Genomic DNA, 25,792 nt, shown 5'->3' with positions numbered 1-25,792 from the left:
GGGCCCGTGTCAACCATTGAGCACCTTCAGGGGCGTCATCCCCATCGTGGCTTCCATCACCTTGCGGCTGGGCCACAGATCGGAGATCTCGGCTGCGGTGGCTTGCACGTCAGGTGCGATGGCGGCGATGCGCGCCGCGGACAGCCGGGTGACCGGACCCGCCACGCTGACGGTGCCAATGGCGCGCCGCGTCTGCGGGTCGAGGATGGCGCAGCCCACCGCGCAAGTGCCGGGCTCGCTCTCCTCGATGGAGGTACCGTAGCCGCGCTCACGTGTCAGCGCGAGTTCCTCCAGCAGGCTGGCCTCATCGCGCACCTTGGGCTGACCGAAGCGCGAGGGCACGACGAAGCCGCGCGCCTTGACCAAGGCCACGGCGCGTGCGTCATCCATGGTGGCGAGCCACGCCTTGCCGGTGGACGTCGCATGCAACACCACTGGCTGGCCCATGTCCGGGTCGTAGCGCAGGCCCGAGAGCGCTCCCTGGGCCTTGGCGATCCAGATGAGCGCATCGTCTTCCACCAGGGCGAGGCGCGCGAGTTCGCCCGTGCGCGCGGCCAGCCTGTCCAGTGAGGGCTGGCAGATTTCCGTGATGCCCGAAGCGGCCAGGAAACGAAAGCCCAGCGCGGCCAGTTTCACCGTCATGCGGTAGCGCTGGCTGTACTCGTCCTGCATTGCCAGCCCCTTGCCCACCAGGACCGACAGCAGCCGGTGCACTGCGCTCTTTGGCAAATCCAGTCGCCGCGCGATCTCGCTGATCGGCAGGCCCTGGGGGTGATCCGCCAGCAGCGCAAGGATGTCCAGCACCCGCTCGATCATGTCACCAGTGGCCAAAATTTCTCCTTAATCAGAACGTCGTTCCACTTTAGTCGCTTCATCTCGCGCCGCCATGCGGGATTTCCCCGGTGACGGTGCTTAATCTGGGCACTACATTGGAACATCGTTCCAACTATTCCACGCGTCCTTATGAATGCGATTCCCTCGACAGTGCCGAACGCCGTGACTCAGGCCGACCCCCGGCCGCCCGGCTTCATGAGCCGTTTCGTCTGGTTCGCACCGGCCGTGGTGATACTGCTGGCCGTCACCCTCTACCCGACTGCGGTGGTACTGTGGCTGAGCGTGCACCGCACGCGGCTGTATGAAGTCATCGAAGGCGTGGGCTTGGCCAACTACGCCTCGGTCATCACCTCGCCCGCTTTCATCGAACTCAGCATCAACTCGCTGCTGTACGTGTTCGGTGCCTTGGCGGTGGTGCTGCCGCTGGGACTGGCCGGCGCACTGGCCCTGCAGAACTTGGCCCGTGGCGCGGCACTCATGCGCACCCTGCTGCTGCTGCCCTGGACGCTTTCAATGGGCGTGGTGGGCTGCTTCTGGCTGTGGCTGCTCAACCCCTCTTATGGCCCGATCAGTTACCTGCTGCGCTCCCTGGGCCTGGAACCGGGCCTGATGCTGGGCGACCCGTCGCTGGCCCTCATACTGGTGATCGCCGTCACAGCCTGGTGGTCGTTTCCCTATGTGATGGTGATGATGAGCGCCTCGCTCCAAAGCATCCCGGCCGAGCTTTACGAGGCCATCGAAATCGATGGCGGCGGGCTGCGCACACGCCTGCGCCATGCCGTGTGGCCGCACATCGCACCCACGCTGGGCAGCACCGCGCTCACCCTGGGCATCCTCTACCTCACGCTTATCACGCTGATCCTGGTGCTCACCGGCGGCGGGCCACTGGGCTCCACCGCCACCTGGAGCTTCGAAGTGTTCTCCAGCGCTTTCCGCTCGGTGGACCTGTCGCCCTCGTCGGTCATCTCGGTCGTCGTGCTGCTCGTCAACCTCTTCCTTGGCTACCTCTACTCGCGCCTCACCGGACGCGTTTCGGGCTGAACATCATGCATATCCGCCGTTCCGAAAAGATGCTGTCCTGGGCGGTACTCGCCGTCCTGGTCCTGGTCGTGATGATTCCACTGTCTTGGGCCGTGCTCACCTCGCTCAAGAGCGAGGCGAACGTCATGGCCTACCCGCCGACCTTCCTGCCGACCGATCCGAGCCTGTCCGCGTATGCAGCGGTGTTCCGGAATCAGACCTTCGGCTCCGACCTCTTCAACTCGGTGTTGTATGCGGTGGGCGCGGTGCTGCTTGCCGTGCTGCTGGCGGCACCCGCAGGCTACGCCGCGTCGCGTTTCGAGTTCCGCGGCAAGCGCACCGTGATGCTGATGATCCTGTCCACGTCCATGATTCCGGGCGTCGCGCTGCTGGTGCCCACCTACTTCCTGCTGGATACCCTGGGCCTGCTGAACAACGCCGCCGTCATCATCGTTGTGCAGGCGGCGCGACTGGTGCCGCAGACGGTGTGGTTCATGCAGAACTTCGTCGATGCCGTGCCGCGCGAGCTGGACGAGGCCACCCAGGTGGACGGTGCAAACCATTGGCAGACCTTCACCCGCATCATCCTGCCGCTGGTGCGGCCCGGCATCGCCGCCAGTGCCGTCATCGGCCTGGTCACGACCTGGAACGACTACATCACCGTCGCCGCGTTCGCGCCCGAGGTCGCCCACCGCACGATGCAGGTTGCGCTCGTCAACCAAGTGTTCGACAGCATCGGCATCACGTGGTCTTACGTCATGGCCTATGCCGTGATCTCCTCCCTTCCCATCGTCGCCATCTTCGTTCTCGCGCAGCGATGGTTCATCAACGGCCTGACCGCCGGCGCCGTAAAGGGCTAGTCCGCCCCATGCCTACTTCAATAACAGGAGACATCATGAACGAACACCTCCCGATCCGCGTGACCGAACAACAGCACGCACCCCGCACCAGCCGGCGTATCTTCTTGGGAGGCATGGCCGCCGTACTGGGCGCTCCCGCTGGCCGGGCCTTCGCGCAAAGCACCGAGACGATCGCCTACGACACCTTCCTCGACCCGGCGAACGCTAACGATCCGCGCGCGGCGGCGCAGACGCAGATGATCGCCGCCTTCGAGGCCAGCCAGCCGCGCGTGAAGGTGCGTGTCGTCGTGGATCCGGCGGGCCAGAACGGCGTGCGCGCGGCGCGCGCCAAGTCGGACAGTCCAGACGTGATCCGGGTGAACAACTTCCAGATGCCGGAGTTCGTGTCCACCGGCTCGCTGCTGTCCCTCGACGAGCTGATCGCGCGCGACAAGGTGGACATCACGGACTGGCTGATCAACATCGACCAGACCCGCGTCAACGGCAAGATCTGGGGCTTGCAGCAGGACTACCGGATTCCGATCTACGTCTATCGCAAGAGCAAGTTCGATGAGGCGAAGATTGCCACGCCGCCGCGCACTTACGAGGAAGTGGGCGCGCTCGGCCCGCTGCTGACCAAGCAGAACCAGATGGCCTACGGGGTCCCGATCGGCCTGAGCGGCGGCATCGGCGGCGCGCAGGCCTTCATGGAATTCATCGTGAGCTCCATCGTGGCGGGCAACAGCGACCCCTTCTTCGCGCCCAGCGGCCGCGAGATCGGCTTTAGCGAGAAGCGGCTGCTGCTGGCCGCCAGCATCGTCAAGGATCTGTTCCAGAAGAAGGCTGCGACACCCGTGAGCCTGCAGTTCGCCTACAACGAGCTGCAGGATGGGATGCGTGCGGGCACGGTCGCTTCCGCCACCTTCGGGCTTTACCGCTACCGCGGCCTGAAGGCGGCCGTGGGCGGCGACCTGGCCTGGGCACCGGCCCCTTCGGTGGAGCCTAACGCCAAGCACGCGGTGTACGGCTTCCAGATGTGCATCAACCGTCATTCACCGCGTCAGGCGGGCGCATGGGAATTCGTCAAGTTCATGGCCAGCCCGGCGGCGCAGGCGCTTGCGGCACGCGGCGGCGAAGTGGTGGCGCGCGCCAGTGCCTATAACGATGCCTACTTCAAGACGCCGGAAGCGCAGGACCAGCTGGGCTGGAAAGCGTTGGTCGAACAACGCGGCCGCATGGTGAACTACTCCATCATCCAGTCCACCTTCAATCAGATCTGCGGCGAAGCCTTCCAGCGCATGATCCTGAAAGACCTGCAGCCAGCCGCCGCGGCGCTCGAGGTGCGCACCCGCTACGCAGAGGCGCTGTCCAAAGCATGATGGCCCACATCACAGGGAGCACGCGCCTCTACGCATTGGTAGGGGATCCGCTCGGCAAGGCGAGGTCGCCTCAGCTGTTGAATCCCCTTTTCGCCGACCAGCGGCACGACGCCGTCTGCATTCCCTTCACGGTCGGCCAGGACGCGCTGCCCGCCTTCGCCGCCGGTGCCCGGGCCATCGGCAACCTTTCGGGGATGCTCGTCACGATGCCTCACAAGCAGCGGATGATGGATTTCGTCGATGACCTGCATCCGACGTCGCGCCAGGTTGGCGCGCTCAACGTCATCCGCTGCGATGCCGACGGGCGGTGGGTCGGGGCCATCTTCGATGGCGTCGGCTGCGTGCTGGGCATGGAGTGGGAAGGCAACCACCCGGCAGGCAAGTCCGTGCTTCTCGTCGGGGCCGGCGGCGCGGGCAGAGCCATCGCCTTCGCGGTGGCGGCTGCGGGCGCCCGCAGCCTGACTCTGTTTGACATGGACGCGCGCCGCGCCAAAGAGCTGGCCAGATCCGTCGAGGCCTCGACCGGCTGCCCCACGCAGGCCGGCCCGCCCGACCCCCACGGCTACGACATCGTCATCAACGCCACGCCCATGGGGATGGGTCCAACGGACGCGATGCCGGTCGATCCCGAGCGGCTCACGCCGGGCAGCACGGTCGTCGACATCGTCAATGCACCCGAGCCGACCGCGCTTTGCCGTGCCGCCCAGGCGCGCGGATGCCGGACGCAGGACGGACGCCCGATGCACGAAGGCCAGGCGGTTCATGCGCTGCGCTTTCTGGGATTCGACTACCGGCCCGAAGGCCGACCCGCGCCGCAAGCCGGTGTGCAGCCCGCTCCGGTGGGGCATGCCAACCGATGACGCAAGGCCGGCGCAGCGCAACGGCCGCCCTGGCCCTCATCCCCATTGTTGGAAGGAAGATGTCATGAACAGATTCATCTGCGCCGACGCTGAAGGGCGCACGGCAGTTTTCGTCGCGCGCATCGCGCATCAATTCCCAGGAGTATCTGCATGAAGGTCGCATTGATCGAAGCCAGCCATTGGCACGTCCCGCTATACCTGGGTGCACTCGAAGCACCTGGCATCGAAGTGGTGGCCATCTCCGACGCGGAAAACGTCAAGGGGCCAGCCATCGCCGAGCGATTCGGCTGCAAGCTGTATGCATCGGCCTACGAACTGATCGAGCGTGAGGAGCTCGACTTCGCGTTCGTGTTCGGCCGGCATTCCGAAATGCCCGCCCTGGCGGAAGCGCTGATTGCACGCAGGGTTCCGTTCGCGCTCGAAAAGCCGTGCGGAACGAACATGGCGCAGGTCACCCGGCTTCGGGAAATGACGGAAGCCGCCAACCTCTATTGCGCCGTGCCGTTCATTTTCCGGATGAGCGACCTGCTTGCCGCGTTGCATGGCGCCGAGGGGAGCATTCCGTCGGCCTACAACTTCATGTCGTTCCGCTTCATTGTGGGCCAGCCCAGCCGCTACGAGGCTGCGGGTGCCGGTTGGGCGCTCGACCCCGCGTTTTCCGGCGGAGGCTCCACGATCAACGTGGCGACCCACTTCATCGACTTCTTCCGCTTGCTGACCGGCAAAGAGATCACAAAAGTATCCGCCACGATGAACGCCCGCACGCACGGCGGCAAGGTGGAGGACTACTCGCTGCTCACCTTGCAGACCGAAGATGGCGTGATCGGCCTCGTGGAAAGCGGCTACAGCTTTCCTAGCACCCAGGACGAGCAGAGAGAGTTTTCTTTCACGCTGTCCTCGGACCGCATGTATGCGAAATCGGGGCCAGATCGCATCGAGTTCCGGGACCGTAACAACCTTGCCAGGGGCACCCGGAGTCTGCGGCTGCAGCTGGAGACCGACGCCTACTACCCCCTGTTCGTCAAACAGGTGCTGGCGGAATGCCGCACGGGCACGAAACCACTGGCCTCCCTGCGGGACGCGGAGGCCATGATGCAAGTCATGGACGCCGCCTACGCGTCCGCGCGGCAAGCGGGCGCCCTCCAGACCTTGAAACCGATCGCGCCTTGACCCAGGCCCCCAGCCAGTGCTTGCCTGCCAATCAACCGAAAGTGAACCATGAACAGATCTGCGCGATACGCAGGGCCCCTGCCCCTCGACCAGGCGAAATCGAAGTTTCTCCTAACGCCGCTCGAAGACAGCCGCTTCCACCGGGAGGGCCCCCGCTCAAACGTTGAGTACCGCGACCTCGGCATGGCGGAAGCATCCGACGGCCGCATCACGGCAAAGCATATCCGTGCAATCCAGCCCTTTGACAAAGAGACGGGTTGGCACTGGCACGACATGACTGGGCATTTCGTGTATGTGCTCAAAGGTTGGGTTGAGTTCCGCTTCGACGGGATGGACGACCTGGTGCGCGTCAGTGCCGGCGCCTGCCTCAGTCAGCCCGCCGGTGTCGCGCACAACGTCATCCGCCAGTCCGACGACCTCGAACTGATCGAAATCAACATGCCGGCGGAATACGTGACGGTCGAAGGGCGGCGCTGAACGAGGCCGCCCACAGTCGCGTTCTGGAGAATCTTCGTCGCCCACTGCGCCGTTTGAGGGACTGCAAGTGTTGCCTCGCCGAGGTGGAGAAAGTTTAGATAGGCAGGCACGCGTGATGTTGCCAGTCTATCGCTGCTGGATACGCCGCTTACATTGGCGAGCACCGCGCGCTCCCCGGGAGTTCGCAGTTCAGCGCGCGGGTTCGCCTCCGGCACAAGCTGAGCGACCGCGCTCGCGCGCTGTGGCAGCATGCCGCCGCCAAAAGCGGACGTACGTCTCCGCCTCTCGGTCCAGCCTTGGGCGCGTCAACGGCGACGTGCCATGTCACCTGTCCTGCGGAAAATTTGGCCATCACGCATGGCTGTTGCAAGCATTCCTGGCGGATGTGCGGTGTGAGTTCGAACCGAGTCGCGTTCGGGCAAAACTATTCGTCTCCGCCTTTGAAGCGCTTCAACCCCTTGAAGATCAACGGCGCAACCAGGGCCAGTAGCGCGAGTGCGAGCAGCGTGGCCGACCCCGCATGCTTGAAAAACACCAGCCCATCGCCCAGACTGATCTGCAGGGCGCGCCGGAACTGGCTCTCCGCCATGGGGCCGAGGATCAGCCCGACGATCATCGGCGCGACCGGGTAATCCCAGCATCGCATTAGGTAGCCGCAGATGCCGAAGGTCACGAGCATCACCAGTTCGACCGTCGACGGGTTTGCGGCGAGCGTGCCCATGACGGCGAACACCAGAATGCCGGCATAGAGCCATGGCTGCGGCACCTTCAACAAGCGCACCCACAAGCCAACGAGCGGAAGGTTGAGCACCAGCAGCATCAGGTTGCCGATGAAGAAGCTGGCGATCAGGCCCCAGACGAGGTCGGCATTGGTCACGAACAGCAGCGGACCGGGCACGAGGCCGTACTGCTGGAAGCCCGCCAGCATCATGGCGGCGGTGGCGGATGTCGGCAGGCCAAGGGCCAGCAGCGGTACCAGGGTGCCAGTCGCTGCTGCGTTGTTCGCAGCCTCGGGACCGGCCACGCCTTCGATGGCGCCCTTCCCGAACTCCTCCGGCTTGACGGCGAGCCGGCGTTCGAGGGTGTACGACAACAGCGTCGGCACTTCGGCGCCGCCCGCGGGCAGCGCGCCGATCGGAAAGCCCAGCCCGATGCCGCGCAGCCAGGGCTTCCAGGAGCGCTTCCAATCCTCCTTGGTCATCCACAGCGATCCGCGCACGGCTTCGATCTTCTCCTGCACCCCGGTGAAGCGGGAGGCGATGAAGAGCGTTTCACCCATCGCGAACAGGCCCACCGCCAGCGTCGTGATCGACACGCCATCAAGCAGGGACGGCACGCCGAATGCCAATCGCGCCTGGCCGGTGAGCTTGTCGATGCCGGCCAGGCCCAGCACCAGGCCCAACGCCAGGCTCGTGATGCCGCGAAACACCGAATCGCCGAAGGTAGCCGACACGGTGATGAAGGCCAACACCATCAGCGCGAAGTAGTCCCACGGCCCGAACTGCACCGCGAAATCGACGAGCCACGGCGCCAGCACCGAGATGCCGATGGTGGCGATCAGGCCCGCGACGAACGAGCCGATGGCGGCAGTCGCCAGTGCGGGTCCGCCGCGGCCGGCCTTGGCCATCTTGTGGCCTTCGATCGCGGTGGCGATCGATGCCGCCTCGCCGGTAGGAAATTTAGAACTAATACGCTGGCCGCGCCTTGAGGAGAAGTTCATGTCATCGGCACGTACCGGCGCTACTCTTAGAAGCTCAAAATTCAGCTCTGCCAGCACATTCGAAGCCGCCCGAAGCTGCTTCATCCGACGGTGGTGCCAATTGATCGATCTGCCGCGCAGTGCCTATACTAATGGAGATGGTTAGGGGCCTGTGAAGACGTCACGCTTGCCGAGCCGATGGAGACATCCAGGACGACGCCGGGCTATGGTTAGCGCACTTTGAGTAGGTGAGCGCGAACGGCGTCCGCAAACCTAACCGCAGCTGCGCTTCGCGTGCGACGGCCGTTCCAGACGAGCGCCGCAGTCCGCTGCACCTGCGGATTTGCAATTGGTACGGAAACCAAATTCGTCGTTTCAGGGATCGCGCGTTCAAAGACGACGGCTCCCAATGCGCTGGCCGCGACCGTTTTAAGCATTGCATCGATGGAGCTCATCTCCAGGCGCACCTGCTTGTGAATCCACTTTCCAAGTGCTTGGTCTATGCGTTGCCGTGACGAAAAGCGGGGTGTTTGCACGGCGAGTTCCATGCCTGCGAGCAGCGACGCCTCTACCTCCTTCAGGCCGGCTGCAGGATGGTTCTTGCCGACCACGAGCACCAACCTTTCCGAGAACAGTGGCTCCGCTGTCACGTCCTCTCTGGTGGCCCGCGCGAACGCAACGCCCAAATTCAAATCCCCATTGGCAACATCTTGCTCGATCTGGGTTGCAGTCAAGTCCTCCACGACGACGTGCACGCCAGGAAATTCGGAAGCGAACTGTGCGATGACCGGTGGGAGCAAGGTCGCGTTGTAGGTTTGGATCACACCGATTCGCAACCGCCCTCGCGTCAGGGCGTGCAACTCTTCGATGGCGACCTTGCCCTCCTCCACTTCAAGGACGGAACGCGTCGCGTAAGCAACGAAGGTTCTCCCAGCCTCATTGAGGCTCAACCCGCGGCCGACGCGATCAAATAGCGCCATCCCAAGCGCCTCTTCAAGCTGCCGCAGCTGGTGCGACAACGTGGACTGCGTGATGTTGAGAGCGTCTGCAGCACGCGTGAGGTGCTGCTGGCGCGAAAGCTCAAGAAAGTACCGTAGATGGCGAAGCTCGATCATATTCATTCGATCATATCGAACGATGCGTGCGATATCTATCATCGACCGAACGATATCTCGTTGCAAGATTTGCGGCATACCAAAAGCCGGAGACTCTCATGCGACCCCTACCCCTTCTTGCAGCGATTGCAATCGGGCATCACCCTGCAAGCCCAGGTAAGGGATCAAACCGACTTGGCTGCAGCGCTGGCGATGAAGCGGACCAGGGCAGAGCTGTTCGCGCTGTTTAACAAGCCCAGAGTGCCCTGCCGGGCCTGAGCTGCAGCGCGATCATCGCCGCCCGCAGGGGCAGGATGGGTACATGCGCATGATCGGGGGCGCCTGCGGCGGCTTGGGAGGGGCCTCCGACTTCGTCTCTTCGAAGACCACCGTCCTACACCGGACACCCTTAACTCGGTCAACCCACTCCCTGACTGACGTCAACCGTGCCCAGCTTCAGGCTCATACCTGAATTGGAAACTACTGGCCGCTTCAGATAGCAGCGGCCGCATATTACCTCGAGTTACAGCGTCGGGTAGTCGGTATAGCCCTTGGCGCCCGGGCTGTAGAAGGTGCTTTGATCGGGCGTGTTCAGCGGGGCCTTGAACTGGATGCGTGCGGGCAGGTCGGGGTTAGCCAGGAAGGCGGTTCCGAAGGCCACGGCGTCGAGCTTGCCGGCGCTGATGGCTTCTTCGGCTTCTTCGGCGGTGTAGCCCATGTTGCCGACCAGCACACCTTTGTATTTCTCGCGGGCGATGGTCAATACATCGCCCTTTTGCACGCCGAAGAAGTCGGTGCGCATCACGTGCAGGTAGGCCAGCTTGTAGGCGTTGAGCTTGTCGGCCAGGAAGCCGATCAGCGCCAGCGGGTCGCTGTCTTTCATGCTGTTGTAGCTGTTTACCGGCGACAGGCGCAGGCCCACCTTGTCGGCGCCAATGGCGGAGGTCACGGCGTTCAGCACTTCAAACAGGAAGCGCGCGCGGTTCTCCAGCGAGCCACCGTAGCCGTCGGTGCGCTGGTTCGGCGTGTCGCGCAGGAACTGGTCGATCAGGTAGCCGTTGGCGCCATGCACTTCCACGCCGTCAAAGCCGGCGGCGATGGCGTTCTTGGCGCCCTGGGCGAAGGCGGCGACGATGGCCGGAATCTCTTCAGCAGCCAGCGCACGCGGCACGGCGTGCGGTACCTCGCCGGTCAGCGTGTGGATGTCGCCTTCCACCGCGGTGGCGGCGCTGGAGACGGTGGGCACACCGTCGTTGATATCCGGGTGCGCGGCGCGTCCGGCGTGCCAGATCTGCATGAAGATGCGGCCGCCCTTGGCGTGTACGGCGGCGGTGACCTTCTTCCACGCGGCGATCTGTGCGTCGTTGTAGATGCCGGGCTCGTTGATGAAGGCCGAGGTGCCGGGCGCGACCATGGTGCATTCGGTGATCAGCAGGCCGCCGGTGGCGCGCTGGCTGTAGTACTCGGTCATCAGGTCGCTGGGCACGTGGCCGGCATTGGCGCGGCTGCGGGTCAGCGGCGCCAGCAAGATGCGGTTGAGCAGGGTAAGGGAGCCGAGTTGCAGGGGATTAAATAGCATGGTTTACCGTGAGTGGGTGGTGAATGGGGAAGGAAATAGCAGGTGGCGAAAAGTAGCAGCCGCCGAATACTTGTACTGCTGTCGGGTTACTGCAAACTAAGGCAACTCGGTGAGAAGGGATTGGTGCGCTTCAAGCCGGGCGTCACTCTGCAGGGTTTGCAGACTCAGGCCAGGGCTCAAACCGATCTGGCCGCAGCCCTGGCGATGCAGCAGGCCAAGGCCGATCTGTTCGCGCTGCTCAACAAGCCCAGAGCGCCTTTGCAGGCATGAGCTGCAGCGCAATCATCGCCGCCCGCAGGGGCAGGATCATGCATGGGTACGTGCGCATGATCGGGGGGTGCCTCCGGCGGCCTAGCAGGGGCCTTCGATTCCATCCGCCCGAAGACCACACCACCACCCTACACTGCACGCTTTCAGCCCGGTCAACCCACCCTCTGACTGGCGTCAACCGTCCCCGGCTTCAGGCTCATACCTGAATTGGAGAATACTGGTGCTCATGTGATGACCTTTCGGGGTATGTGTGTGAAGAAGGAACGGTGCAAGTCTGGTGGCGCGAAGGCTTGTTGTATATGGAACTCTGGCGACTTCAGACTTCCCTGTTCTGGAATACTGGCGCCATGAACAACCGACTCGAATCGCTGCGCGTCTTTTTCACCGCTGCCGACGCAGCGAACTTCCGTGATGCGGCGCAACGCTTGGCGGTATCGCCGCAAGTCGTCACGCGCGCGGTGCGCGAGCTGGAGGACGAACTGGGCGAGCCGCTCTTCCACCGCAGCACGCGCGGCGTGCGCCTGACCGACTTCGGCCGCGCGCTCGCCGAGCGCGCGCGTGTCGCGGTCGGCGGTGTCGATCAGCTGTTTCAACGCATTGACCGGCGGGCGCAGTCGCAGCACGCGGGCACGGTGCGGGTAGCGGCGCCGGGCGTGCTCGGCCGCCAACACATTCCCAGGGCGCTCGCGCCGATGCTGGCTGAGCATCCCGGCTTGGTGCTGGACCTGCGCCTGTCGAACCGCCTGGCCGATGTGGTCGGCGAGAAGATCGACGCCGGCGTGCGCGTCGGGCCGTTGCGCGACAGCCGCTTCGTGGCCAAACCCGTGGGCGCGATGCCGCTCTACACGGTGGCGGCTCCCGCACTGTTGGCGCGCACCGGCCCGCCGGCCGACGTGGCGGCGCTGGAGAAGCTGCCGCTGACCGCGCTGATCGAGCTCAACTCCGGCCGCCCCTACCCGTGGCGCTTCTCGCGCGACCGCGAGTTCGTGCCGGCCGCGCCGGTCTTCGTCACCGACGACCACGATGCGGAGTACGCGGCGGCGCTGGCCGGTCTGGGTTTCGCGCAGATGGTGGCGCCGCTGGCGGAACCCTGGCTCAAGTCAGGCCACCTCGTGCGCGTGCTTGAGCGGCACGACCCCGAACCGTGGCCGATCTTCGTGTACCGCGTACAGCGCGCGCCAGTGCCAGCGCGGGTGCGGCTGGTCTATGACGCTTTGATCGAGGTGCTGCGCTGACGCGATCGGCAACAGCGGACGGTTCGGGACGGCCGCATTTGGACGTGCCGCAAGCCGCATTTTTTTTCTCGGCCTCTGGACTCCCCTGGTGACTGAGGCTATCGAACTGGTGATTCCGCGAGGGTGCCACCTGCCCAAAGCGGTTGTACAGCGGGGCTGTACGCCTCAGAGATTGCTGGGAAAGATTCTTCGCACGGCTTCCACGACGGCATCACGGCGCGACAAAGTTTTGCCCTTGACCGGTTCGCCTGATCGCCGAGCGGGCCAGTTCGATGGGCCAACTGTTTCGCAGTTCGCCTCGGCATGCTGCTGGGGCAAGGCGACGAAATTGTCCAATCCCAGGCACTCGACGCATTGCGCGACTCGAAGAGAATCTCGGCGTTCTCGCCCGCGACTGACGGATGCCGATTGAGGTTGTGAGTGACGTGCTTCCGAAGGGCGGTTTCGGCGCGCGCTATGCCAAGGACTCAATGCCGAACTGGCAGTAAAGGATTCAGCCGGCGCCGATGTGCTCTTCATCCCGAGGTTCTTGTATGCGGGGCGGTCGCCACACCCATCACGTGCTCGATGTTTTCGTCGGGAAGGCCAAGCTCTGAGAGAACGGCCGCCGTTTCCCAGCCGCGAGGCTGCGCGGGCCTCGAAGTGGCAGGTACGCGTGGTCGACCTTGATCGATGCACGAAGGACCTTCGTCATCCCCTCCGTCGGATGCCGTTCCTCCTGCAACAGTCCGACCGCCTGCAGATGGGGGTCGTTCTGCAGTGATTCCAGGGTATGGCATCGTTGGGCCGCGATGTCGGCGTCCTGCAGCAGCTTCAGCCACTCATCGCTGTTCTGGTGCGTGAGCGGCGCGCCCCGGACCTCGAACCACTCAGCCACGTTGCGTGCACGACCTGACACGCTGTCGAACCTGGGATCGTCCAGGAGCGCATGCCGTTCGGTCACCGTCAGGAAGGCACGCACCTGTGCGTCGGTATTGACGGTGAACGATATCCATCCATCCGCCGTCGCGACCGGCTTGTTGTGCGGGCTGAGCAATCGAAGGTCTCCTGCGGGCCCCACTGGCGGGTCGAAGGTGGCCTGCGCCAGGTGCTCCTGAAGCACGAACGCGGCCATGGTCTCGAACATGGGCACCTCGATGCTGCAGCCGTTGCCCGTCTCGCTGCGCTCCACCAGCGCGGCAAGGATGGCCCCTGCGGCGATCTCGCCGGCCACATGGTCGCAAATGAGCATCGGCACGTAGGCAGGTGCACCGTCACGCCGCAGCGCCAATCCGGCCATGCCTGTTGCACCCTGGATGACGCTGTCGTAGGTGGGCTGCCCGGCGTAGGGGCCATCCGTACCATAGCCAGTGATCAGGCAGTAGATCTTGTCCGGATAGCGCGACCGTACCGCGGCTGGGTCCAGCCCCAGACGGGCCAGCGCATCTGGCCGCATGTTCGCGACGACGACATCCGCGGTCTCCAGCAAGCGTTCCAGCGCCTCCCGTGCCTCCGGTGCCTTTAGGTCCAGGCAGACGTTGCGTTTGCCCCGGTTGAGGTGCAAGTAGGTTCCCGAATGCTGACCGGTCGGCGACGGTCCGCCGAGGCCGCGCATCAGGTCGCCGCCCGGACTCTCGACCTTGATGATTTCGGCCCCGTACTGGCCGAGTCGCCAGGTGGATACCGGCCCGACAACGACGCTGGTGAGATCCAGGACGCGAATCCCTTTGAGCGGTTCGAAGCTCATTGCGTTTCAACCTCCATCCTGGCGCAGAGCACGCCTTGGTCGTCCAGCGCGCCCACCCGCCACACCGGGCCGACCTGCTCGGCCACCAACGTGAGCGGTCGATCGCAGTACAGCGGTGCGAAATGCCGCGTCTGCAAGCGAAGGGGGATTGCCGCCAAGTCGTGCGCGACGAACTCGGTCATCAGCAACGTGATCAGGCCGCCATTGACCACCAGATCGGGCAGTCCTTCGACGTCCTGCGCGTACTGCCGATTGATATGGATCTTGTGGGAGTTGAAGCCGAGCGCCGAATATTGAAAGAGCAGCGTTTCGTCGGGCACGATCGTCCTTTGCACGCCGCCAGGCGATGGCGTATGCGCCACGTCGGAACGTCACGCCGCATGCTCGCGGTCCGCCGCGAGCAGCGCGTAGGTCTGCGTCTCCTTCAACACCGGTTCGTCGCCAAGAACAAGTCGGTGACCGACCGTGAGAAGCGCCATGGGTCCCGACGGGCCCTCCTTCTTGACGATGTCCTCGATCAAACTGGACCGTCGAAGCGCCGCGCCGACGGGGATGTCCGCCAAGAAGTCGACTGTGCGTCCCGCCAGCATCAAGCGTGGCAGGCCCAGATCGAGAATGGGCACGCCGAGGCCGGGGAAGCCATCGCTGCGCAATGCCTTCCGGGGGGTGTCTGCGCCGAGCAGGATGAACTGCCATCCGCGCGGTAGCGGCAGCCCCTCGTGCATCGCGTCCGGCTCCTTGTCCAGCATGGCGGCCACCCGCCTCACGGTCGACAGGGAACACACCTCGGATCGAGTCACATAGTCTCCGTTTTTGTTGCGTTTCAGCGAGCCCCGTCTCGACGCGATTGCCAATTCAGAAGAAACAAGCCCCGTCGCAAATTCTATTTGTGCACCGTCTAGGCGACAATCATTTCATTTGTGCCACCTGTGTTGACTCATGATTGACAATAGCCTGGACCTCAATCTCATGCGCCTGTACGTGACCATGGTGGAGTCGCCGTCGCTGACCGCCGCCGCGGCAAGCAGCGGCATGACACGCTCCAACACGTCGAAGCGTCTGAAGATCCTTGAGAAGGCCGTCGGTGCCCAGCTGATGCGACGAACGACACGCCACGTGGAACTCACCGAGGCGGGGCAACTCCTGTATGCCCACGCGTTGCGGATGCTGGAAGAACTCCGGTCGGCGACCACATCGATCGACAGCCTCGGAAAGACCGTGCGCGGAGACGTTCGGGTTCGTTTGCCGACCGGGTTGGCGCACCTCTACCTCACACCGGTGCTGCTCGATTTCGCCCGCAGGCACCCGGAGATCTCGCTGCGGGTCGTGATCAACGACAGCATCGGCGATCTCATCTCGGCAGAGATCGATGTCGCCCTGAAGGTGACCTCTCAGCCACCCGACGACCATGTCGCCCGACGGATCTGCGATGTCGGCTGGTGCTTGTGCGCAGCCGCGACTTTCCTCGACGCGCACACGCCGATCACCGTCATGGCCGACCTCGAGCGCTGTGACCTCATCACGCCGCAGTCGCTCGGCAGGCGCTTCAACCTGAAGCTGACGATCGCCGGCCATCCCCAGACCCTTCGCGTCAGCCCGCGCATCCAATCGGGCGACTATCCCTTTCTGTTCGAATCGATGATGGCGGGCCTCGGGGTGGCGCTTCTGCCGCGCTACGCCGTCTGGCGGCAGATTCAGGCGGGGACGGTCAGAGAAGTCCTAGAGAACTGTGATGCGGAGGGGGTCGGCGACAGCGTCTACATGATCACGACGTCAACGCGCTTCCCCACGGTCGCGACCCGGACACTGATGGATTTCATCAGTGGACATCTCGAAAGCCAGGCCCCCAATTGGCGAAAACAGACTGTAGACCGGCACACCGCGCGGTGAAACATGCGCGTCACGCCGGTTCGTTTTTCGACGGAGCGGCGTGTTGCCACACGGGGTTATCGTGGGTCATCGCGGGTCATCGGCCGTGGGGCGATGGAAAGTATCCGCCCAGAATCGACAAGATATCGACGTGCGACGCTCGTTCCCAGCGCTGCGTCACCTGGTACCCACTGAGGCGCATTGCGCTCTTCAGTTCAGAGGGAACATCGGCCAACACCTGCACACCGGTCGCGAGCATGCTGGCATGGTTACGCTGGACTCGCGACGAAAGCTCCTGCCAAAGAAAGTCTTCTACTGCTTTCGCTGCCGTATCCAGGCATTCTCGATGGCTCTCCTCCATCGACCGATATAGCGCAGTCCCGATGATCGTGAAAGAGATCGGCATTGCGTAACGAACATCATGGAAATAGCACAGGTGCTCGGCCAAGCGCTGGCCTGCTTCTCCATCTCCTGAGGACAACACGCCGTCCAGCCCGCCTGAACGCAACTGCTCGAATGCTTCACCGATAGGCATCTGCTGTGCCTCTCCCCCTGTGAGGCGTACCACCGCAGCCGACATATCGTCATAGGTGCGGATCCTCAACCCAAAAAAATTTGACCCGTGTGCAATGGGCTCCCGCGTCCAAAGTCCCGTCGGCGGCCAGGGACTGACATAAAGAAGGTGAACCCCACGCTGAGCAAACCTTCGTTCATATTCCGACCGTGCGGCCGCGAGCAGTTGCCATGCGGCGGCCGGCGTACCAGACTGAAACGGCAACGATCCGATCTGGAAAATGCGATCGACTTTGCTCAGCGCACCACAGTACAAGTCGACGATCTCCAATCGCCCAGCTGCAACGCTTTGAAGCATCGAAGATGCCTCGAGCGGCTCGTCGAAGTTGCATCCCAAGACGATTGAACTCGACGATCGCTTGTGTAATTCCTCGGCCAGCCTGACCAGACCGAGGCCGGGCATGGTCGCCTTGGGGTACGCAGTAACTGCCTTCCACCTCAGGGGCTCATTCGATGAAAGATCAAGGTGCGATGCAGGGGTCATGGTCTGAACGAGCGTCTGCCGGGCAGAAGAGTCACCATCCGTGCAAGTAAAGATTCTCCGGAGGCGGCTTGGCTACGGCGTCCAAGGGGCTCAAGTGCCTGTACCGGCCACCACAAAAGATCAGCGATGGCTCGGGTTGCAGTGAGACCTCGAACGCGGTAACCCGGCAGATAAAGATCTCGTGGTCTCCGCCGTCACAGACGTTCCAGGGCTCGCATTGAAAATACGCGATCGCGCCCGGCACCAGGGGCGCACCATTGCCGGCAAACGATGGGTCAATGCCGATCCACTTGTCGCTTCCCGCCTTTGCGAAGCGATTGGAGAGATCCCGCTGCGACTCCCCCAGAACGGCGATGCAATACGACTTCGCGGCTTTCCACTGGGCAATGCCGAGGGAACCGCGGATCATGCTGAACAGCACGAGCGGCGGGTCCAGCGACACCGAATTGAACGAGCTGATGGTGGCACCGATCCGGATGCCATCGACGCTCGCGGTCACAATCGCCACACCTGTGGCGAAGTGACCCAGCGCATTGCGAAATTCCTTCGAATCCATGGACACGACTGACTCCTTCGGGCGATTCAGACGTTCCAAAGCGGCATGAATTGCTCGCACACCACGTCCCCATAGGCCGGATGGCCATGGAGCAAGCCAAGTGATCGGGCAAAGTCATTCATGCCATCGACTGCCTGGCGAGAGATCGAGGCGTCGTAGTAGGGAAGGTCGCGCTCTACGAGCTGGGCGATCAATGACGCCTCCGTTGGCGGGAACAACTTTTCGCCAACCTTGGCGGCAATCCCGTGGTCTGCGATCAACGCCTTGTGCGTGGCAACGAGGGCGCTCACGGCCGCCGCAGCAATTTCCGGGGTTTTCTCAATCACCGCATCCGTGGTCGCGATGCTTGCAAAGGTGTAGTCGAAGCAGCCCGGTGGTCCATCGCCGCGACGCACGTCGAGGACCACCTTACCCACGCCGTCACGAACAGCGACTTCGGTGCCCATGCCGTTCGCCCAGAAGCCGTCGACCTTTCCGTCCGCCAGCGCCTTGGCAGCCGCCACACCGAAATTGACGTTTCCAGCCTGTACACCTGGCACCGGCGTGATTTGCACCCCGTCGCGTTCCAGGTCAATGCCACCGGCAATCAGCAGTCGCCTCAATCCCATTTCGACCCAGGGCGCGGCTCCAATCTTTCGACCCTTCACCACGCTCAGGTCACCGCGTTGCGTAACCAGATCGGAACGCATCACAAGGAACCAGTACATGCCTTGACCTTGAGCTGCCAAGAGCTTCACGCCACGCCACTCCGGAAACGAAGCCAGCGCAGAGTGCGCAGACCCGCCGACGAAGTCGACCCGGCCTTCCTTCAAGGCGGCATAAGCCTTGTCGACTGGGAAGATCAGTTCGAGCGCGATGTCCAGCCCTGCGGCCTTGAAGAAACCTAGTTCCACGGCCGCCTCGACCGGGAAGTACGAATTCGAGATCAGATCGGGAACTGCAATCTTGAAAGCCATGGGAATCCTTTTACTTTTTGCTCTCGTCGTAATAGTGGATCTCGTAGAGCAGACATCCCGTCTCCGATTTGAACGGTCCATGCCACACGCCCGGAGGACGGCACGCGTACGTTGGCGCGGCAAACGCTTCGCCACCCACGCCCTTGTCGTCATTCCCAACGGTCAGGTCGCCCGAGACCAGGAAGACCTCTTCCCAATGGTCATGCACAAACGGCTTGGTCGAAAATGCGCCGGCTTCGAAGCGAAGCAGACGTGTCCGGCTGCCGGACTTCTGCACCTCGTCGATGTCACTGGCAAGGATCTTCTCCTTCACGCCTGCTCCGGGCGGATATCCCGGAGGGCTCTGCCAGCCTTCAGTCATGTTCAGAGGATGAAACTCAAGGTGGGGCTTGTTCATTGGCATTGCGTTTCCTTTCAGCCCTCGATGGGCAGTTCTGTCACACGATAGGAGTGGTGCAAACGGCGTTGAAGAACAGGGTCTTCCAACTCCATTTCAAAGATTTCTGCCGGCTCGAGCTTGCCGTGCACAGCCAGCGTCCCGCAGAACATGACCAGGCCGGCTTCTGGAACGTAGCCCTGCCCGCCATACAACTGAAACAGTTGGGAGGGATGGCGCATCTTGGCGAGTGGCCCTTCCTGATAAAGCCGGCGCTCACCACCCTTGGTCATCCACGAGCGAACGATGAGGTCGTTCCAGTGGTTGGCGACTTTGTCGAAGTTCCAGACCTCCGTCGAGACCGGCTTGGCGCACATCTGCTTGGAAATGGTGATGCCCACCGTCTCCACCTCCCGGTCGGTGTGATCAGAACCCAAGCCAAGCCACAAGCCTGAAGTGGTACTGAAGATCACCGGCTCCACCTCGCCGCTGGCGGTGCTTCCCACGACCTCGATGCCATCGTGCTGTGTCAACAGCGTAGAGGCGCCCCTGTAGAAGATGGGCGTTCGCTTGGGGCGCCGCACACCCAAGGCCTCGAGTTCCAGGATATGCGCCTCGATAGCAGCGGCATCGCTGCCGGTCCAGCCGGCGATGACCAGGTGGGTGACCGGCATATCGAACGACGGCTCGTCCAGGCTGTCCGCCGTCCGAAGACGCAGGGTGGTGCGAATTGGGTTCATCCCGTTCACTTCCTTGTTTGTTGATCAACGCTCGCCGCCACCCAGCTTTTCAACGACGCCCCAAGGCGTTGCATTCGTCAAGTACATGAGTTAGCATAGCTATATGGCTCAGTATGCAGCGTTTGTGACCCGACGTCAACCACGCGGGTTCGGCAAGGCCGCCCTGGTCATATCGGTCGTCCTTTCATGGCGGCGTTCAATCGTTTAACTAGGAGCTACTGTGGTAACAGCGAACATGCGTACGGGTAACGAGTACCTGCGCGCTCTGCGCGATGGTCGACAAATCTATGTGGATGGCGAGCGGGTGTCCGACGTGACGACCCATCGCGCGTTCGCAAGAGGAGCACGCTCTTTGAGCAACCTCTATGACATCGCAGCGGCGCCCGCGAATCGAGAGGTGATGACATACACGTCACCCTCTACCGGCAACCCGGTACTGCGGGGATTTCAGATCCCGAAAACGCACGCCGATCTGAAGGCCAAGCGTCTTGCCTCCGAGATGTGGTCGGAAGCGACCTTCGGCTTAATGGGGCGCTCGCCGGATCATGTCGCCGGTTTCTTTGCCGGCTATGCAGCAGTTCCCAGCGTGTTTGCCGCAGGCGGTCAGCAGTTCGCCGATAACGTCGTGACGTTTTATGAGCATCTGCGTGAGAACCACCAGTACGTCACGTATGCCATCGTGCCCCCACAGATCGACCGCAGCAAGCCAGCGCATCAGCAGACCGACCCGACGCTGTACGCCGGTGTCGTGAAGGAGCGCGACGACGGCATCATCATCAAGGGCGCACAGCAGCTGGCCACGGCCGGTGTGTACTCGGATTACATCTACATCAGCAGCATCCACCCGCTGCAGCCGGGCGACGAGAACTACGCGATCGGCGTGGCCGTGCCGGTCGGCGCCCCTGGCGTCAAGTTGTATCCGCGCCGCCCCTTTGGCGGTCTGGCGCTCAATTCTTTCGACTACCCACTGTCGAGTCGCTTCGACGAATCGGACTGCTTCGTCGTGCTCGAAGACGTCTTCATCCCCTGGGAACACGTCTTTATTTACCGCAACCTGCAGGTCGCGCGTGATCAATGGTGGAAAACGCCTGCGCATCTCTATGGCAACCTGCAAGCGCAGGCACGCTACGCGACCAAGCTGCGATTCATGACCGGTCTCGCCAAGCGCATGAACGAGCTGACTGGCAATGACGCCAACCCTGCGGTTCAGATCCAGATGGGCGAATTGACCTCCCTGGTGTCCATCGTAGAGAACATGCTGCTGGCTCAGGAAGTTGCGGCCGAGCCTGATGCGAACGGCGTCTTGTGGCCCTCGCGTACCGCGCTCTATTCCGTCATGGCACTGCAGTCCGAACTCAACGCGCGGATGGTCGAGATCATCCGAGAGTTGTCTGGCGCCGGCATGATCACGCTTCCCTCGTCGCACAAGGATTTTTCAGGCGCCGACACGGCCGCAGATGTGCATCGGTATTACCGTTCGGCCACCACGTCTGCAGACGAGCGCGTGGCCCTGATGCGAATGGCCTGGGACTTCATCGGCTCGGAGTTCGGCAATCGCCACCAGCAGTACGAGAAGTTTTACGGGGGTGCTTCGTTCCTGGTGAAGCAGAACGTCAACCGCAACTTCGACTACGCGCGAGCCACGGGCTTGGTCGATCGTGCCTTGGCCCTGCCAAGTTTCACGGGCGCCTTTGGACCCGAAGACAGCGATTGATGGCAAGCCGACGACATGCGCCACGCCGGCCTCTTTGCAGGCCCTAAGCGATTAGCAAAAAAACCCACATCACTCAGTTATATTAGCGCGTTGACTATACTATCGAGCTGATATACATTCGAGGGGCTTGTCGGCTTTCGAGAAGTGATGTGGTGGGGCGCGTGCGTCTCTGGGGACCGGGACAGTAGAAGAATGAATTTAGCATCGAAACCGACGCGCGCAACGGTTAAATCACGCGAACCGAATCTTGGCGTTTCCGTCGCTTTGCAGCCCTTGGACGTGAACCGCGTCCGTCGCAAGAGCGACGTCTCGCGCAAAGCTCGCGAGGGCAACAAGCATCTCTACTTCATTTCAGTCGCCGAGGCGCGCTACGTACTGCGCAAGGTTTTTCGCATCGTAGAAGAACAAGCCAAGAAATTTGGTCTCGATCCTTTGGCACACCAGGCATTGATTCAGATTTACGGCAGTCCCGCCATGGAACTCCAAGTCAATCAAATTGCAAGCCGCCTGGACATCACGCCGGCCTTCTCGTCCAGTCTCGTCAAACTTCTTGTGGAAAAGGAAGTCGTGCTGCGCCGCCGCGGTGATGTGGATCAGCGGACGACCTACGTGACCATGACCGATGCCGGTAAGGAGATGCTTCACAGCATCGACGAGAACGTGAAGTTCCACGTCGAGTATTTCGTGAGCCAGTTGAGTACCGAGGAGCGCGAAAGCGCCCTGTCGACGCTCATGTTCTACGTTGGTGCAAAGCTCTGACCTGGCTAGCCCGCCCTGATGGGCTTGAATGATGAGGCGGCGAGTGCAAAAGCACTCGCCGCCTTTTTTTTTGCGCCGCGCGCAGGCCTGCCACCAAATGAGTGCGCCCGCACCGAGATGCCGCACAGGAACTTGCGACGGCGCCGTAGCGGGCTCTTTGGTGCAGCCAGGGACTGGCCCCAAATTTGCATTACTCAACAAGCTCATTTGGCAACGTATGTTCTGTCAGCCCACGGTTCGAAAAGACGACAGCGCCTCCGCCAATAGCGCACCGAAACGTCCAGTGTCCCCAATCCTGAAAGGATCGTCATGTTGCTTCGCCGAACACTTTTGGCTGCCGCCGTCATCATCGGCTTCGGAACGCCTGCTATGGCGCAGGACTACCCCGCCCGCCCCATCAAACTCGTCGTCCCGTTCGGTGCCGGCACTACGGCGGACATCGTGGCCAGGGTATTCGGGGAAGGCATTGCACATCAGCTAGGCCAACCTGTGGTCATCGAGAACAAGGCCGGAGCGGGAGGCAACGTCGGCGTGAGCGCGGTTGCGCGGGGGACTGCCGAAGGCTATACGATTCTGCTTGGCACCGTCGGTACCCATGCGATCAACCCGACGCTCTTCAGCAAGCCGGACATCGACGTTATGAAAGAGTTCGCTCCGATTGCCTTCGCGGGTTCGACGCCAACTTTGCTGATCGTTTCCGCTCAGTCCCCCTATAAGACCTTGAAGGATCTGCGTGATGCCGCTGCAAGTGGAAAGCACCTGAGCTTCGCCTCCGCAGGGAACGGCAGTTCCGGGCACCTTGCCGGAGAATTGCTCAAGCTTCGTGTGGGCGGCGACATGGTGCATGTTCCCTACAAAGAAGGGGCTACAGCGCTCAATGACGTGATGGCTGGCCAAGTTGACTTCATGTTCTACCATCCCGTCGCGGCCCTTCCCCACATTCGCGCGAACAAGTTACGTGCGTTGGGCGTTTCCACAGCGCAGCGCACTTCTATCGCGCCAGAGTTGCCGACGATTCAGGAGCAAGGTGTGGAACGCTTCGACCTTATGGCTTGGATGATGCTCTATGCCCCCGCAAAAGCGCCTGCCGCCGTGCTTGCAAAATTGCGAGACGCTTCGACGAAAGCAGTCAGGAGTGAGGCCATTCATGCAAAGCTGGCGGCCTTGGGGTTGAGTGTTCCGACGATGGACGAAGGCCAGATGGCGAATTTCGGGGCGACGGAGTCTCAGAAGTGGGCCGAGCTGGTCAAGCTCTCTGGCGCGCGGGTCGACTGAATTTAGCGCATCAGCAGATGGTGCCCGGTGTTGATTCGGATCGAACTTGATTGAAGCGGCCCGGGTTTCAAGGAGGCCAGTTGGTTAAGTCAGACCGCTACCGGCGTTGTCACAGCTATCGCCCTTGCTGCCGACTGACGGCTCGATGCCCGCTTCTGCCAACCGTTCGGTGTAGCGAATGCTGACGTACGGCGCCCCTCTGTCCGAATGACGGACCAGCCATCCATCGCGCTCCGCCTGCCGGGCGTATAGCGCCTGCTCCGGCGCATCGAGCACGAAGTCGTTCGCATCGAACTGCTCACGCGCCAGCCGACGATGCGACGGGCGAATACATCGATGGCGAAGGCCAGGTACAACCGGCCCTGCCAGGTCGAGACTGACGTGAAATCGCTGACCCACAGCTGGGTCGGTCGTTGCGCCCGAAACTGCCGGTTGACCCGGTCCAGCGGGCATGGCACCTTGGCATCACCGACCGCGCACCTCGGGAGAGAACTTGTTCGACTTGCTCATGGCTCGGCTCAGACCTTTCAGAGTGTTGAGCCTCCTTAAAAACCGGGGCGATTCACGCTGACATCATGGGATCGTTAGTGTCTCGATTCAGTTCACAATGGCCTGAGACACGAGGCTCTTGATGAGTCGACGATAACTGGCGCGAAGAGGGCTGGGCGCCTGGGTCATGTAAACCGCGCACAGTTTCTCTTTTGGCTCGGCCCAGAACATAGTTCCGGATGCTCCGGGCCAAGTGAATTCGCCAGCCGAGCCATGCGCTAAAGCAAGACCATCTTGCTGCCGCACTGCAAAACCCAAGCCAAATGTGTAGCCCGGGCTGCCAATCAATATCGGTCCCACGAAGTTTGCGTTGTTTATCGTGCTGCCCAATTGATCAGATGTCATGAGCCTCACAGTGGCAGATGAAACGATGCGGGCGCCGTCGAGCTGCCCGCCATTGAGCATGGCCTGGCAATATCGCAAGTAGTCGCTTGCCGTTCCCACACCGCCGCCGCCGCCCGAATCGGTCAGCGGTGGAGTGATAACGTCGAACATCTCTTGAGACACGCCTGTAACTGGGTCTTTGGAAAACGGCTCTGCCAAACGACGCGTTTGAGCAGCCGGGACATGAAATCCGGTATCCGCCATTCTCAGCGGTTTAAATATTCGCTCGGACAAGAAGTCAGCTAAGCGCTTGCCGCTCACAACCTCAACAACCCGTCCCAGCGCGTCAGTCGACAGCGAATACTCCCAAGTGGTGCCAGGCTGCTGCGCTAAAGCAATCTTTCCCAACGCTTCCGACATGTCATCGGGATTCAGAGCAGAAATGCTTTCAGGAAGCAGCTTGGCTTTGACGTAAGCGTCTCGTACTGGCGCATTGCTGGTCAGTTGAGGATACGCTAGCCCTGAAGTGTGCCGCAGCAGATCATAGAGCGTCGGCTCCTGATTTGCGGCGACCATTCTGTATGTGACCGCACCGGTTACTGGGTGAATAGATGGCGTGCTCACAACCGGGTTCTTGAAAGTGGGCAGATACTTAGAAACTGGGTCACTAAGTTGGACCTTGCCCTCTTCAACCAGCATCATGAGCGCTGTTGAAGTCAGCGGCTTTGTCATGGAGTAAAGGCGAAACAGCGAGTCGACCTTCATGTCGCCGCCCGATGCGTTGTTGAGCTTTCCAAAAGCTTCGGAGTAGACCAACTTGCCCTGTCTAGCGACCATAACGACCACCCCTGGCAACCGGCCATTAGTCACCTCTTCTTTCATTGCAGTCCCAAGGACCGCCAAACGTTCTGCTGACATGCCCACGGATTCAGGTGACGCCCTGGAGAGGCCTTGTGCCGAAGCCCAAGTTGTCCCGGCGGCCAGCACACAGAAGATAGTGAAGTTGCGCAAGTGTTCACTTCGGTGGTCATGAAAGTTGGTACGCACGATTGACTCCTTACAGTTGTTGATAAACAAGCCTGCCTCCCAGCCGATTAGGTAGGGGCTGTCAGCCTAGCGATGCCACCGAGAACAGTTCGCGCACTTAGGCTTCCGCTTGTTCAATGCGTTCAAATAAGATCTCTGAAAGTCGCTGGACGCCCTTGCCGCGCTGCAGAGAATGGAAGCTGCTGACGGCGTTGGCGTATGTCACCTTGGAAAGGCCTATCACGATGTCTGCCTTGTGATTTCAGCTTGGCGATATTCAGAACGCGTCCACTGCCAGCGCCGTCACGCTTTCGGCGCCGTCGACGATGCTGTCGCGGATGCCCGGCGCCTTGTTCAGGATGTGCTCGGCATAGAAGCGCGCGGTGACGACCTTGGCCTGCATGAAGGC

Annotated in this window: 27 protein-coding genes and 1 pseudogene; 13 read left to right on the top strand and 15 right to left on the bottom strand. The window is 62.1% G+C overall.

What is annotated here, in order from left to right; genetic code table 11:
• Nucleotides 1-9 precede the first annotated feature (9 nt).
• Complete coding sequence (locus ACSFBE_RS23480; RefSeq protein ID WP_435492811.1) at nt 10-816, bottom strand: IclR family transcriptional regulator; 807 nt, start codon at nt 814-816, stop codon at nt 10-12.
• Between the two features lie 147 nt (nt 817-963).
• On the opposite strand from ACSFBE_RS23480, the gene ACSFBE_RS23475 reads away from it, so the two are divergent.
• The 6 genes from ACSFBE_RS23475 to ACSFBE_RS23450 all read left to right on the top strand — a co-directional run bounded on the left by ACSFBE_RS23475 (nt 964) and on the right by ACSFBE_RS23450 (nt 6,579).
• The gene (locus tag ACSFBE_RS23475; RefSeq protein ID WP_435492810.1) at nt 964-1,875 is read left to right on the top strand and encodes a carbohydrate ABC transporter permease; all 912 of its coding nucleotides are present in this window, start codon (nt 964-966) and stop codon (nt 1,873-1,875) included.
• Between the two features lie 5 nt (nt 1,876-1,880).
• Nucleotides 1,881-2,714 (top strand): carbohydrate ABC transporter permease, encoded by an 834-nt coding sequence (locus tag ACSFBE_RS23470; protein ID WP_435492809.1) that lies wholly within the window; start codon nt 1,881-1,883, stop codon nt 2,712-2,714.
• A gap of 35 nt (nt 2,715-2,749) precedes the next feature.
• Nucleotides 2,750-4,072 (top strand): extracellular solute-binding protein, encoded by a 1,323-nt coding sequence (locus tag ACSFBE_RS23465; RefSeq protein ID WP_435492808.1) that lies wholly within the window; start codon nt 2,750-2,752, stop codon nt 4,070-4,072.
• On the top strand, nt 4,069-4,932 hold the full coding sequence (locus tag ACSFBE_RS23460) for a shikimate dehydrogenase family protein (RefSeq protein WP_435492807.1): 864 nt from the start codon (nt 4,069-4,071) through the stop codon (nt 4,930-4,932). Before ACSFBE_RS23465 ends, ACSFBE_RS23460 begins: the two co-directional genes overlap by 4 nt.
• Before the next feature lie 150 nt (nt 4,933-5,082).
• Entirely contained in the window at nt 5,083-6,102 is a 1,020-nt protein-coding gene (locus ACSFBE_RS23455; RefSeq protein ID WP_435492806.1) for a Gfo/Idh/MocA family protein, read from the top strand.
• Nucleotides 6,103-6,150: 48 nt separating this feature from the next.
• Nucleotides 6,151-6,579: a cupin domain-containing protein gene (locus ACSFBE_RS23450; RefSeq protein ID WP_435492805.1), complete on the top strand. Its 429-nt coding sequence runs from the start codon at nt 6,151-6,153 to the stop codon at nt 6,577-6,579.
• Between the two features lie 424 nt (nt 6,580-7,003).
• Here ACSFBE_RS23450 and ACSFBE_RS23445 read toward each other — a convergent pair whose 3' ends face one another.
• On the bottom strand, nt 7,004-8,299 hold the full coding sequence (locus tag ACSFBE_RS23445; protein WP_435492804.1) for a tripartite tricarboxylate transporter permease: 1,296 nt from the start codon (nt 8,297-8,299) through the stop codon (nt 7,004-7,006).
• Between the two features lie 209 nt (nt 8,300-8,508).
• The gene (locus ACSFBE_RS23440) at nt 8,509-9,399 is read right to left on the bottom strand and encodes a LysR substrate-binding domain-containing protein (RefSeq protein WP_435492803.1); all 891 of its coding nucleotides are present in this window, start codon (nt 9,397-9,399) and stop codon (nt 8,509-8,511) included.
• On the opposite strand from ACSFBE_RS23440, the gene ACSFBE_RS23435 reads away from it, so the two are divergent.
• A complete protein-coding gene (locus ACSFBE_RS23435) occupies nt 9,376-9,651 on the top strand; it encodes a hypothetical protein (protein WP_435492802.1) in 276 nt (91 codons plus the stop codon). The two genes, ACSFBE_RS23440 and ACSFBE_RS23435, sit on opposite strands and share 24 nt — an antisense overlap.
• A gap of 244 nt (nt 9,652-9,895) precedes the next feature.
• On the opposite strand, the gene ACSFBE_RS23430 is transcribed toward ACSFBE_RS23435, so the two are convergent.
• The gene (locus tag ACSFBE_RS23430) at nt 9,896-10,951 is read right to left on the bottom strand and encodes an alkene reductase (protein ID WP_435492801.1); all 1,056 of its coding nucleotides are present in this window, start codon (nt 10,949-10,951) and stop codon (nt 9,896-9,898) included.
• Nucleotides 10,952-10,993: 42 nt separating this feature from the next.
• Here ACSFBE_RS23430 and ACSFBE_RS23425 point away from each other — a divergent pair, with 42 nt between their 5' ends.
• Together ACSFBE_RS23425 and ACSFBE_RS23420 are read left to right on the top strand one after the other, a co-directional pair.
• On the top strand, nt 10,994-11,221 hold the full coding sequence (locus ACSFBE_RS23425; RefSeq protein WP_435492800.1) for a hypothetical protein: 228 nt from the start codon (nt 10,994-10,996) through the stop codon (nt 11,219-11,221).
• A gap of 347 nt (nt 11,222-11,568) precedes the next feature.
• Nucleotides 11,569-12,456 carry a LysR family transcriptional regulator gene (locus ACSFBE_RS23420; RefSeq protein ID WP_435492799.1) on the top strand — a complete coding sequence of 296 codons (888 nt, stop codon included), beginning with the start codon at nt 11,569-11,571 and terminating at the stop codon, nt 12,454-12,456.
• A 556-nt stretch (nt 12,457-13,012) separates the two neighbouring features.
• On the opposite strand, the gene ACSFBE_RS23415 is transcribed toward ACSFBE_RS23420, so the two are convergent.
• From ACSFBE_RS23415 to ACSFBE_RS23405, 3 genes are read right to left on the bottom strand one after another with little or no spacing between them, the layout of a single operon-like run.
• The gene (locus ACSFBE_RS23415) at nt 13,013-14,182 is read right to left on the bottom strand and encodes a CaiB/BaiF CoA transferase family protein (protein ID WP_435492798.1); all 1,170 of its coding nucleotides are present in this window, start codon (nt 14,180-14,182) and stop codon (nt 13,013-13,015) included.
• A complete protein-coding gene (locus ACSFBE_RS23410) occupies nt 14,179-14,502 on the bottom strand; it encodes an HTD2 family dehydratase (RefSeq protein WP_435492797.1) in 324 nt (107 codons plus the stop codon). The genes ACSFBE_RS23415 and ACSFBE_RS23410 overlap by 4 nt, the downstream gene beginning before the upstream one ends.
• Nucleotides 14,503-14,553: 51 nt before the next feature.
• Nucleotides 14,554-14,931, bottom strand: coding sequence for an FAS1-like dehydratase domain-containing protein (locus ACSFBE_RS23405; RefSeq protein WP_435492796.1), 378 nt, complete (start codon nt 14,929-14,931; stop codon nt 14,554-14,556).
• Nucleotides 14,932-15,121: 190 nt separating this feature from the next.
• Here ACSFBE_RS23405 and ACSFBE_RS23400 point away from each other — a divergent pair, with 190 nt between their 5' ends.
• On the top strand, nt 15,122-16,072 hold the full coding sequence (locus ACSFBE_RS23400; RefSeq protein WP_435492795.1) for a LysR family transcriptional regulator: 951 nt from the start codon (nt 15,122-15,124) through the stop codon (nt 16,070-16,072).
• 76 nt (nt 16,073-16,148) lie between these two features.
• Here the strand turns inward: ACSFBE_RS23400 and dctP are convergent, their stop codons facing one another.
• Genes dctP through ACSFBE_RS23375 form a run of 5 tightly spaced genes read right to left on the bottom strand, consistent with a single transcriptional unit; the run spans nt 16,149 to nt 19,736 of the window.
• On the bottom strand, nt 16,149-17,108 hold the full coding sequence (dctP, locus tag ACSFBE_RS23395) for a TRAP transporter substrate-binding protein DctP (RefSeq protein ID WP_435492794.1): 960 nt from the start codon (nt 17,106-17,108) through the stop codon (nt 16,149-16,151).
• Between the two features lie 31 nt (nt 17,109-17,139).
• Nucleotides 17,140-17,664, bottom strand: a complete 525-nt coding sequence (locus tag ACSFBE_RS23390; RefSeq protein ID WP_435492858.1) for a flavin reductase family protein — start codon at nt 17,662-17,664, stop codon at nt 17,140-17,142.
• 26 nt (nt 17,665-17,690) lie between these two features.
• Nucleotides 17,691-18,620, bottom strand: a complete 930-nt coding sequence (locus tag ACSFBE_RS23385; protein WP_435492793.1) for an ABC transporter substrate-binding protein — start codon at nt 18,618-18,620, stop codon at nt 17,691-17,693.
• 10 nt (nt 18,621-18,630) lie between these two features.
• Nucleotides 18,631-19,023, bottom strand: a complete 393-nt coding sequence (locus ACSFBE_RS23380) for a cupin domain-containing protein (RefSeq protein WP_435492792.1) — start codon at nt 19,021-19,023, stop codon at nt 18,631-18,633.
• 11 nt (nt 19,024-19,034) lie between these two features.
• Nucleotides 19,035-19,736 (bottom strand): DUF2848 domain-containing protein, encoded by a 702-nt coding sequence (locus ACSFBE_RS23375; protein WP_435492791.1) that lies wholly within the window; start codon nt 19,734-19,736, stop codon nt 19,035-19,037.
• Nucleotides 19,737-19,971: 235 nt separating this feature from the next.
• On the opposite strand from ACSFBE_RS23375, the gene ACSFBE_RS23370 reads away from it, so the two are divergent.
• The 3 genes from ACSFBE_RS23370 to ACSFBE_RS23360 all read left to right on the top strand — a co-directional run bounded on the left by ACSFBE_RS23370 (nt 19,972) and on the right by ACSFBE_RS23360 (nt 23,484).
• Nucleotides 19,972-21,450, top strand: a complete 1,479-nt coding sequence (locus tag ACSFBE_RS23370) for a 4-hydroxyphenylacetate 3-hydroxylase family protein (RefSeq protein ID WP_435492790.1) — start codon at nt 19,972-19,974, stop codon at nt 21,448-21,450.
• A gap of 192 nt (nt 21,451-21,642) precedes the next feature.
• Nucleotides 21,643-22,209 (top strand): MarR family winged helix-turn-helix transcriptional regulator, encoded by a 567-nt coding sequence (locus ACSFBE_RS23365; protein ID WP_435492789.1) that lies wholly within the window; start codon nt 21,643-21,645, stop codon nt 22,207-22,209.
• Nucleotides 22,210-22,518: 309 nt separating this feature from the next.
• Nucleotides 22,519-23,484, top strand: coding sequence for a Bug family tripartite tricarboxylate transporter substrate binding protein (locus tag ACSFBE_RS23360; RefSeq protein WP_435492788.1), 966 nt, complete (start codon nt 22,519-22,521; stop codon nt 23,482-23,484).
• 102 nt (nt 23,485-23,586) lie between these two features.
• Here ACSFBE_RS23360 and ACSFBE_RS23355 read toward each other — a convergent pair.
• The 3 genes and pseudogenes from ACSFBE_RS23355 to ACSFBE_RS23345 all read right to left on the bottom strand — a co-directional run.
• Nucleotides 23,587-23,951, bottom strand: a pseudogene (locus tag ACSFBE_RS23355) (DDE-type integrase/transposase/recombinase); the annotation flags it as partial.
• Nucleotides 23,952-24,081: 130 nt separating this feature from the next.
• Entirely contained in the window at nt 24,082-25,404 is a 1,323-nt protein-coding gene (locus ACSFBE_RS23350) for a serine hydrolase domain-containing protein (protein WP_435492787.1), read from the bottom strand.
• Between the two features lie 256 nt (nt 25,405-25,660).
• The coding region (locus ACSFBE_RS23345; RefSeq protein WP_435492857.1) for an acyl-CoA dehydrogenase C-terminal domain-containing protein at nt 25,661-25,792 on the bottom strand (132 nt) is incomplete at its 5' end.

It is taken from the genome of Variovorax sucrosi, from assembly GCF_051216635.1.
GTDB lineage: Bacteria > Pseudomonadota > Gammaproteobacteria > Burkholderiales > Burkholderiaceae_C > Variovorax.
This window is presented reverse-complemented; position numbering and strand designations above follow the sequence as displayed.

Bases quoted from the DNA above. Each gene is read 5' to 3' on its own strand.
- ACSFBE_RS23465 (WP_435492808.1), top strand. From the start codon at position 2,750: ATGAACGAACACCTCCCGATCCGCGTGACCGAACAACAGCACGCACCC.
- ACSFBE_RS23455 (WP_435492806.1), top strand. From the start codon at position 5,083: ATGAAGGTCGCATTGATCGAAGCCAGCCATTGGCACGTCCCGCTATAC.
- dctP (WP_435492794.1), bottom strand. From the start codon at position 17,108: ATGACCCCTGCATCGCACCTTGATCTTTCATCGAATGAGCCCCTGAGG.
- ACSFBE_RS23450 (WP_435492805.1), top strand. From the start codon at position 6,151: ATGAACAGATCTGCGCGATACGCAGGGCCCCTGCCCCTCGACCAGGCG.
- ACSFBE_RS23375 (WP_435492791.1), bottom strand. From the start codon at position 19,736: ATGAACCCAATTCGCACCACCCTGCGTCTTCGGACGGCGGACAGCCTG.
- ACSFBE_RS23440 (WP_435492803.1), bottom strand. From the start codon at position 9,399: ATGAATATGATCGAGCTTCGCCATCTACGGTACTTTCTTGAGCTTTCG.
- ACSFBE_RS23385 (WP_435492793.1), bottom strand. From the start codon at position 18,620: ATGGCTTTCAAGATTGCAGTTCCCGATCTGATCTCGAATTCGTACTTC.
- ACSFBE_RS23360 (WP_435492788.1), top strand. From the start codon at position 22,519: ATGTTGCTTCGCCGAACACTTTTGGCTGCCGCCGTCATCATCGGCTTC.
- ACSFBE_RS23390 (WP_435492858.1), bottom strand. From the start codon at position 17,664: ATGGATTCGAAGGAATTTCGCAATGCGCTGGGTCACTTCGCCACAGGT.
- ACSFBE_RS23400 (WP_435492795.1), top strand. From the start codon at position 15,122: ATGATTGACAATAGCCTGGACCTCAATCTCATGCGCCTGTACGTGACC.
- ACSFBE_RS23435 (WP_435492802.1), top strand. From the start codon at position 9,376: ATGGCGAAGCTCGATCATATTCATTCGATCATATCGAACGATGCGTGC.
- ACSFBE_RS23470 (WP_435492809.1), top strand. From the start codon at position 1,881: ATGCATATCCGCCGTTCCGAAAAGATGCTGTCCTGGGCGGTACTCGCC.
- ACSFBE_RS23460 (WP_435492807.1), top strand. From the start codon at position 4,069: ATGATGGCCCACATCACAGGGAGCACGCGCCTCTACGCATTGGTAGGG.
- ACSFBE_RS23430 (WP_435492801.1), bottom strand. From the start codon at position 10,951: ATGCTATTTAATCCCCTGCAACTCGGCTCCCTTACCCTGCTCAACCGC.
- ACSFBE_RS23420 (WP_435492799.1), top strand. From the start codon at position 11,569: ATGAACAACCGACTCGAATCGCTGCGCGTCTTTTTCACCGCTGCCGAC.
- ACSFBE_RS23370 (WP_435492790.1), top strand. From the start codon at position 19,972: ATGCGTACGGGTAACGAGTACCTGCGCGCTCTGCGCGATGGTCGACAA.
- ACSFBE_RS23405 (WP_435492796.1), bottom strand. From the start codon at position 14,931: ATGCTGGACAAGGAGCCGGACGCGATGCACGAGGGGCTGCCGCTACCG.
- ACSFBE_RS23475 (WP_435492810.1), top strand. From the start codon at position 964: ATGAATGCGATTCCCTCGACAGTGCCGAACGCCGTGACTCAGGCCGAC.
- ACSFBE_RS23480 (WP_435492811.1), bottom strand. From the start codon at position 816: ATGATCGAGCGGGTGCTGGACATCCTTGCGCTGCTGGCGGATCACCCC.
- ACSFBE_RS23445 (WP_435492804.1), bottom strand. From the start codon at position 8,299: ATGAACTTCTCCTCAAGGCGCGGCCAGCGTATTAGTTCTAAATTTCCT.
- ACSFBE_RS23365 (WP_435492789.1), top strand. From the start codon at position 21,643: ATGAATTTAGCATCGAAACCGACGCGCGCAACGGTTAAATCACGCGAA.
- ACSFBE_RS23415 (WP_435492798.1), bottom strand. From the start codon at position 14,182: ATGAGCTTCGAACCGCTCAAAGGGATTCGCGTCCTGGATCTCACCAGC.
- ACSFBE_RS23380 (WP_435492792.1), bottom strand. From the start codon at position 19,023: ATGCCAATGAACAAGCCCCACCTTGAGTTTCATCCTCTGAACATGACT.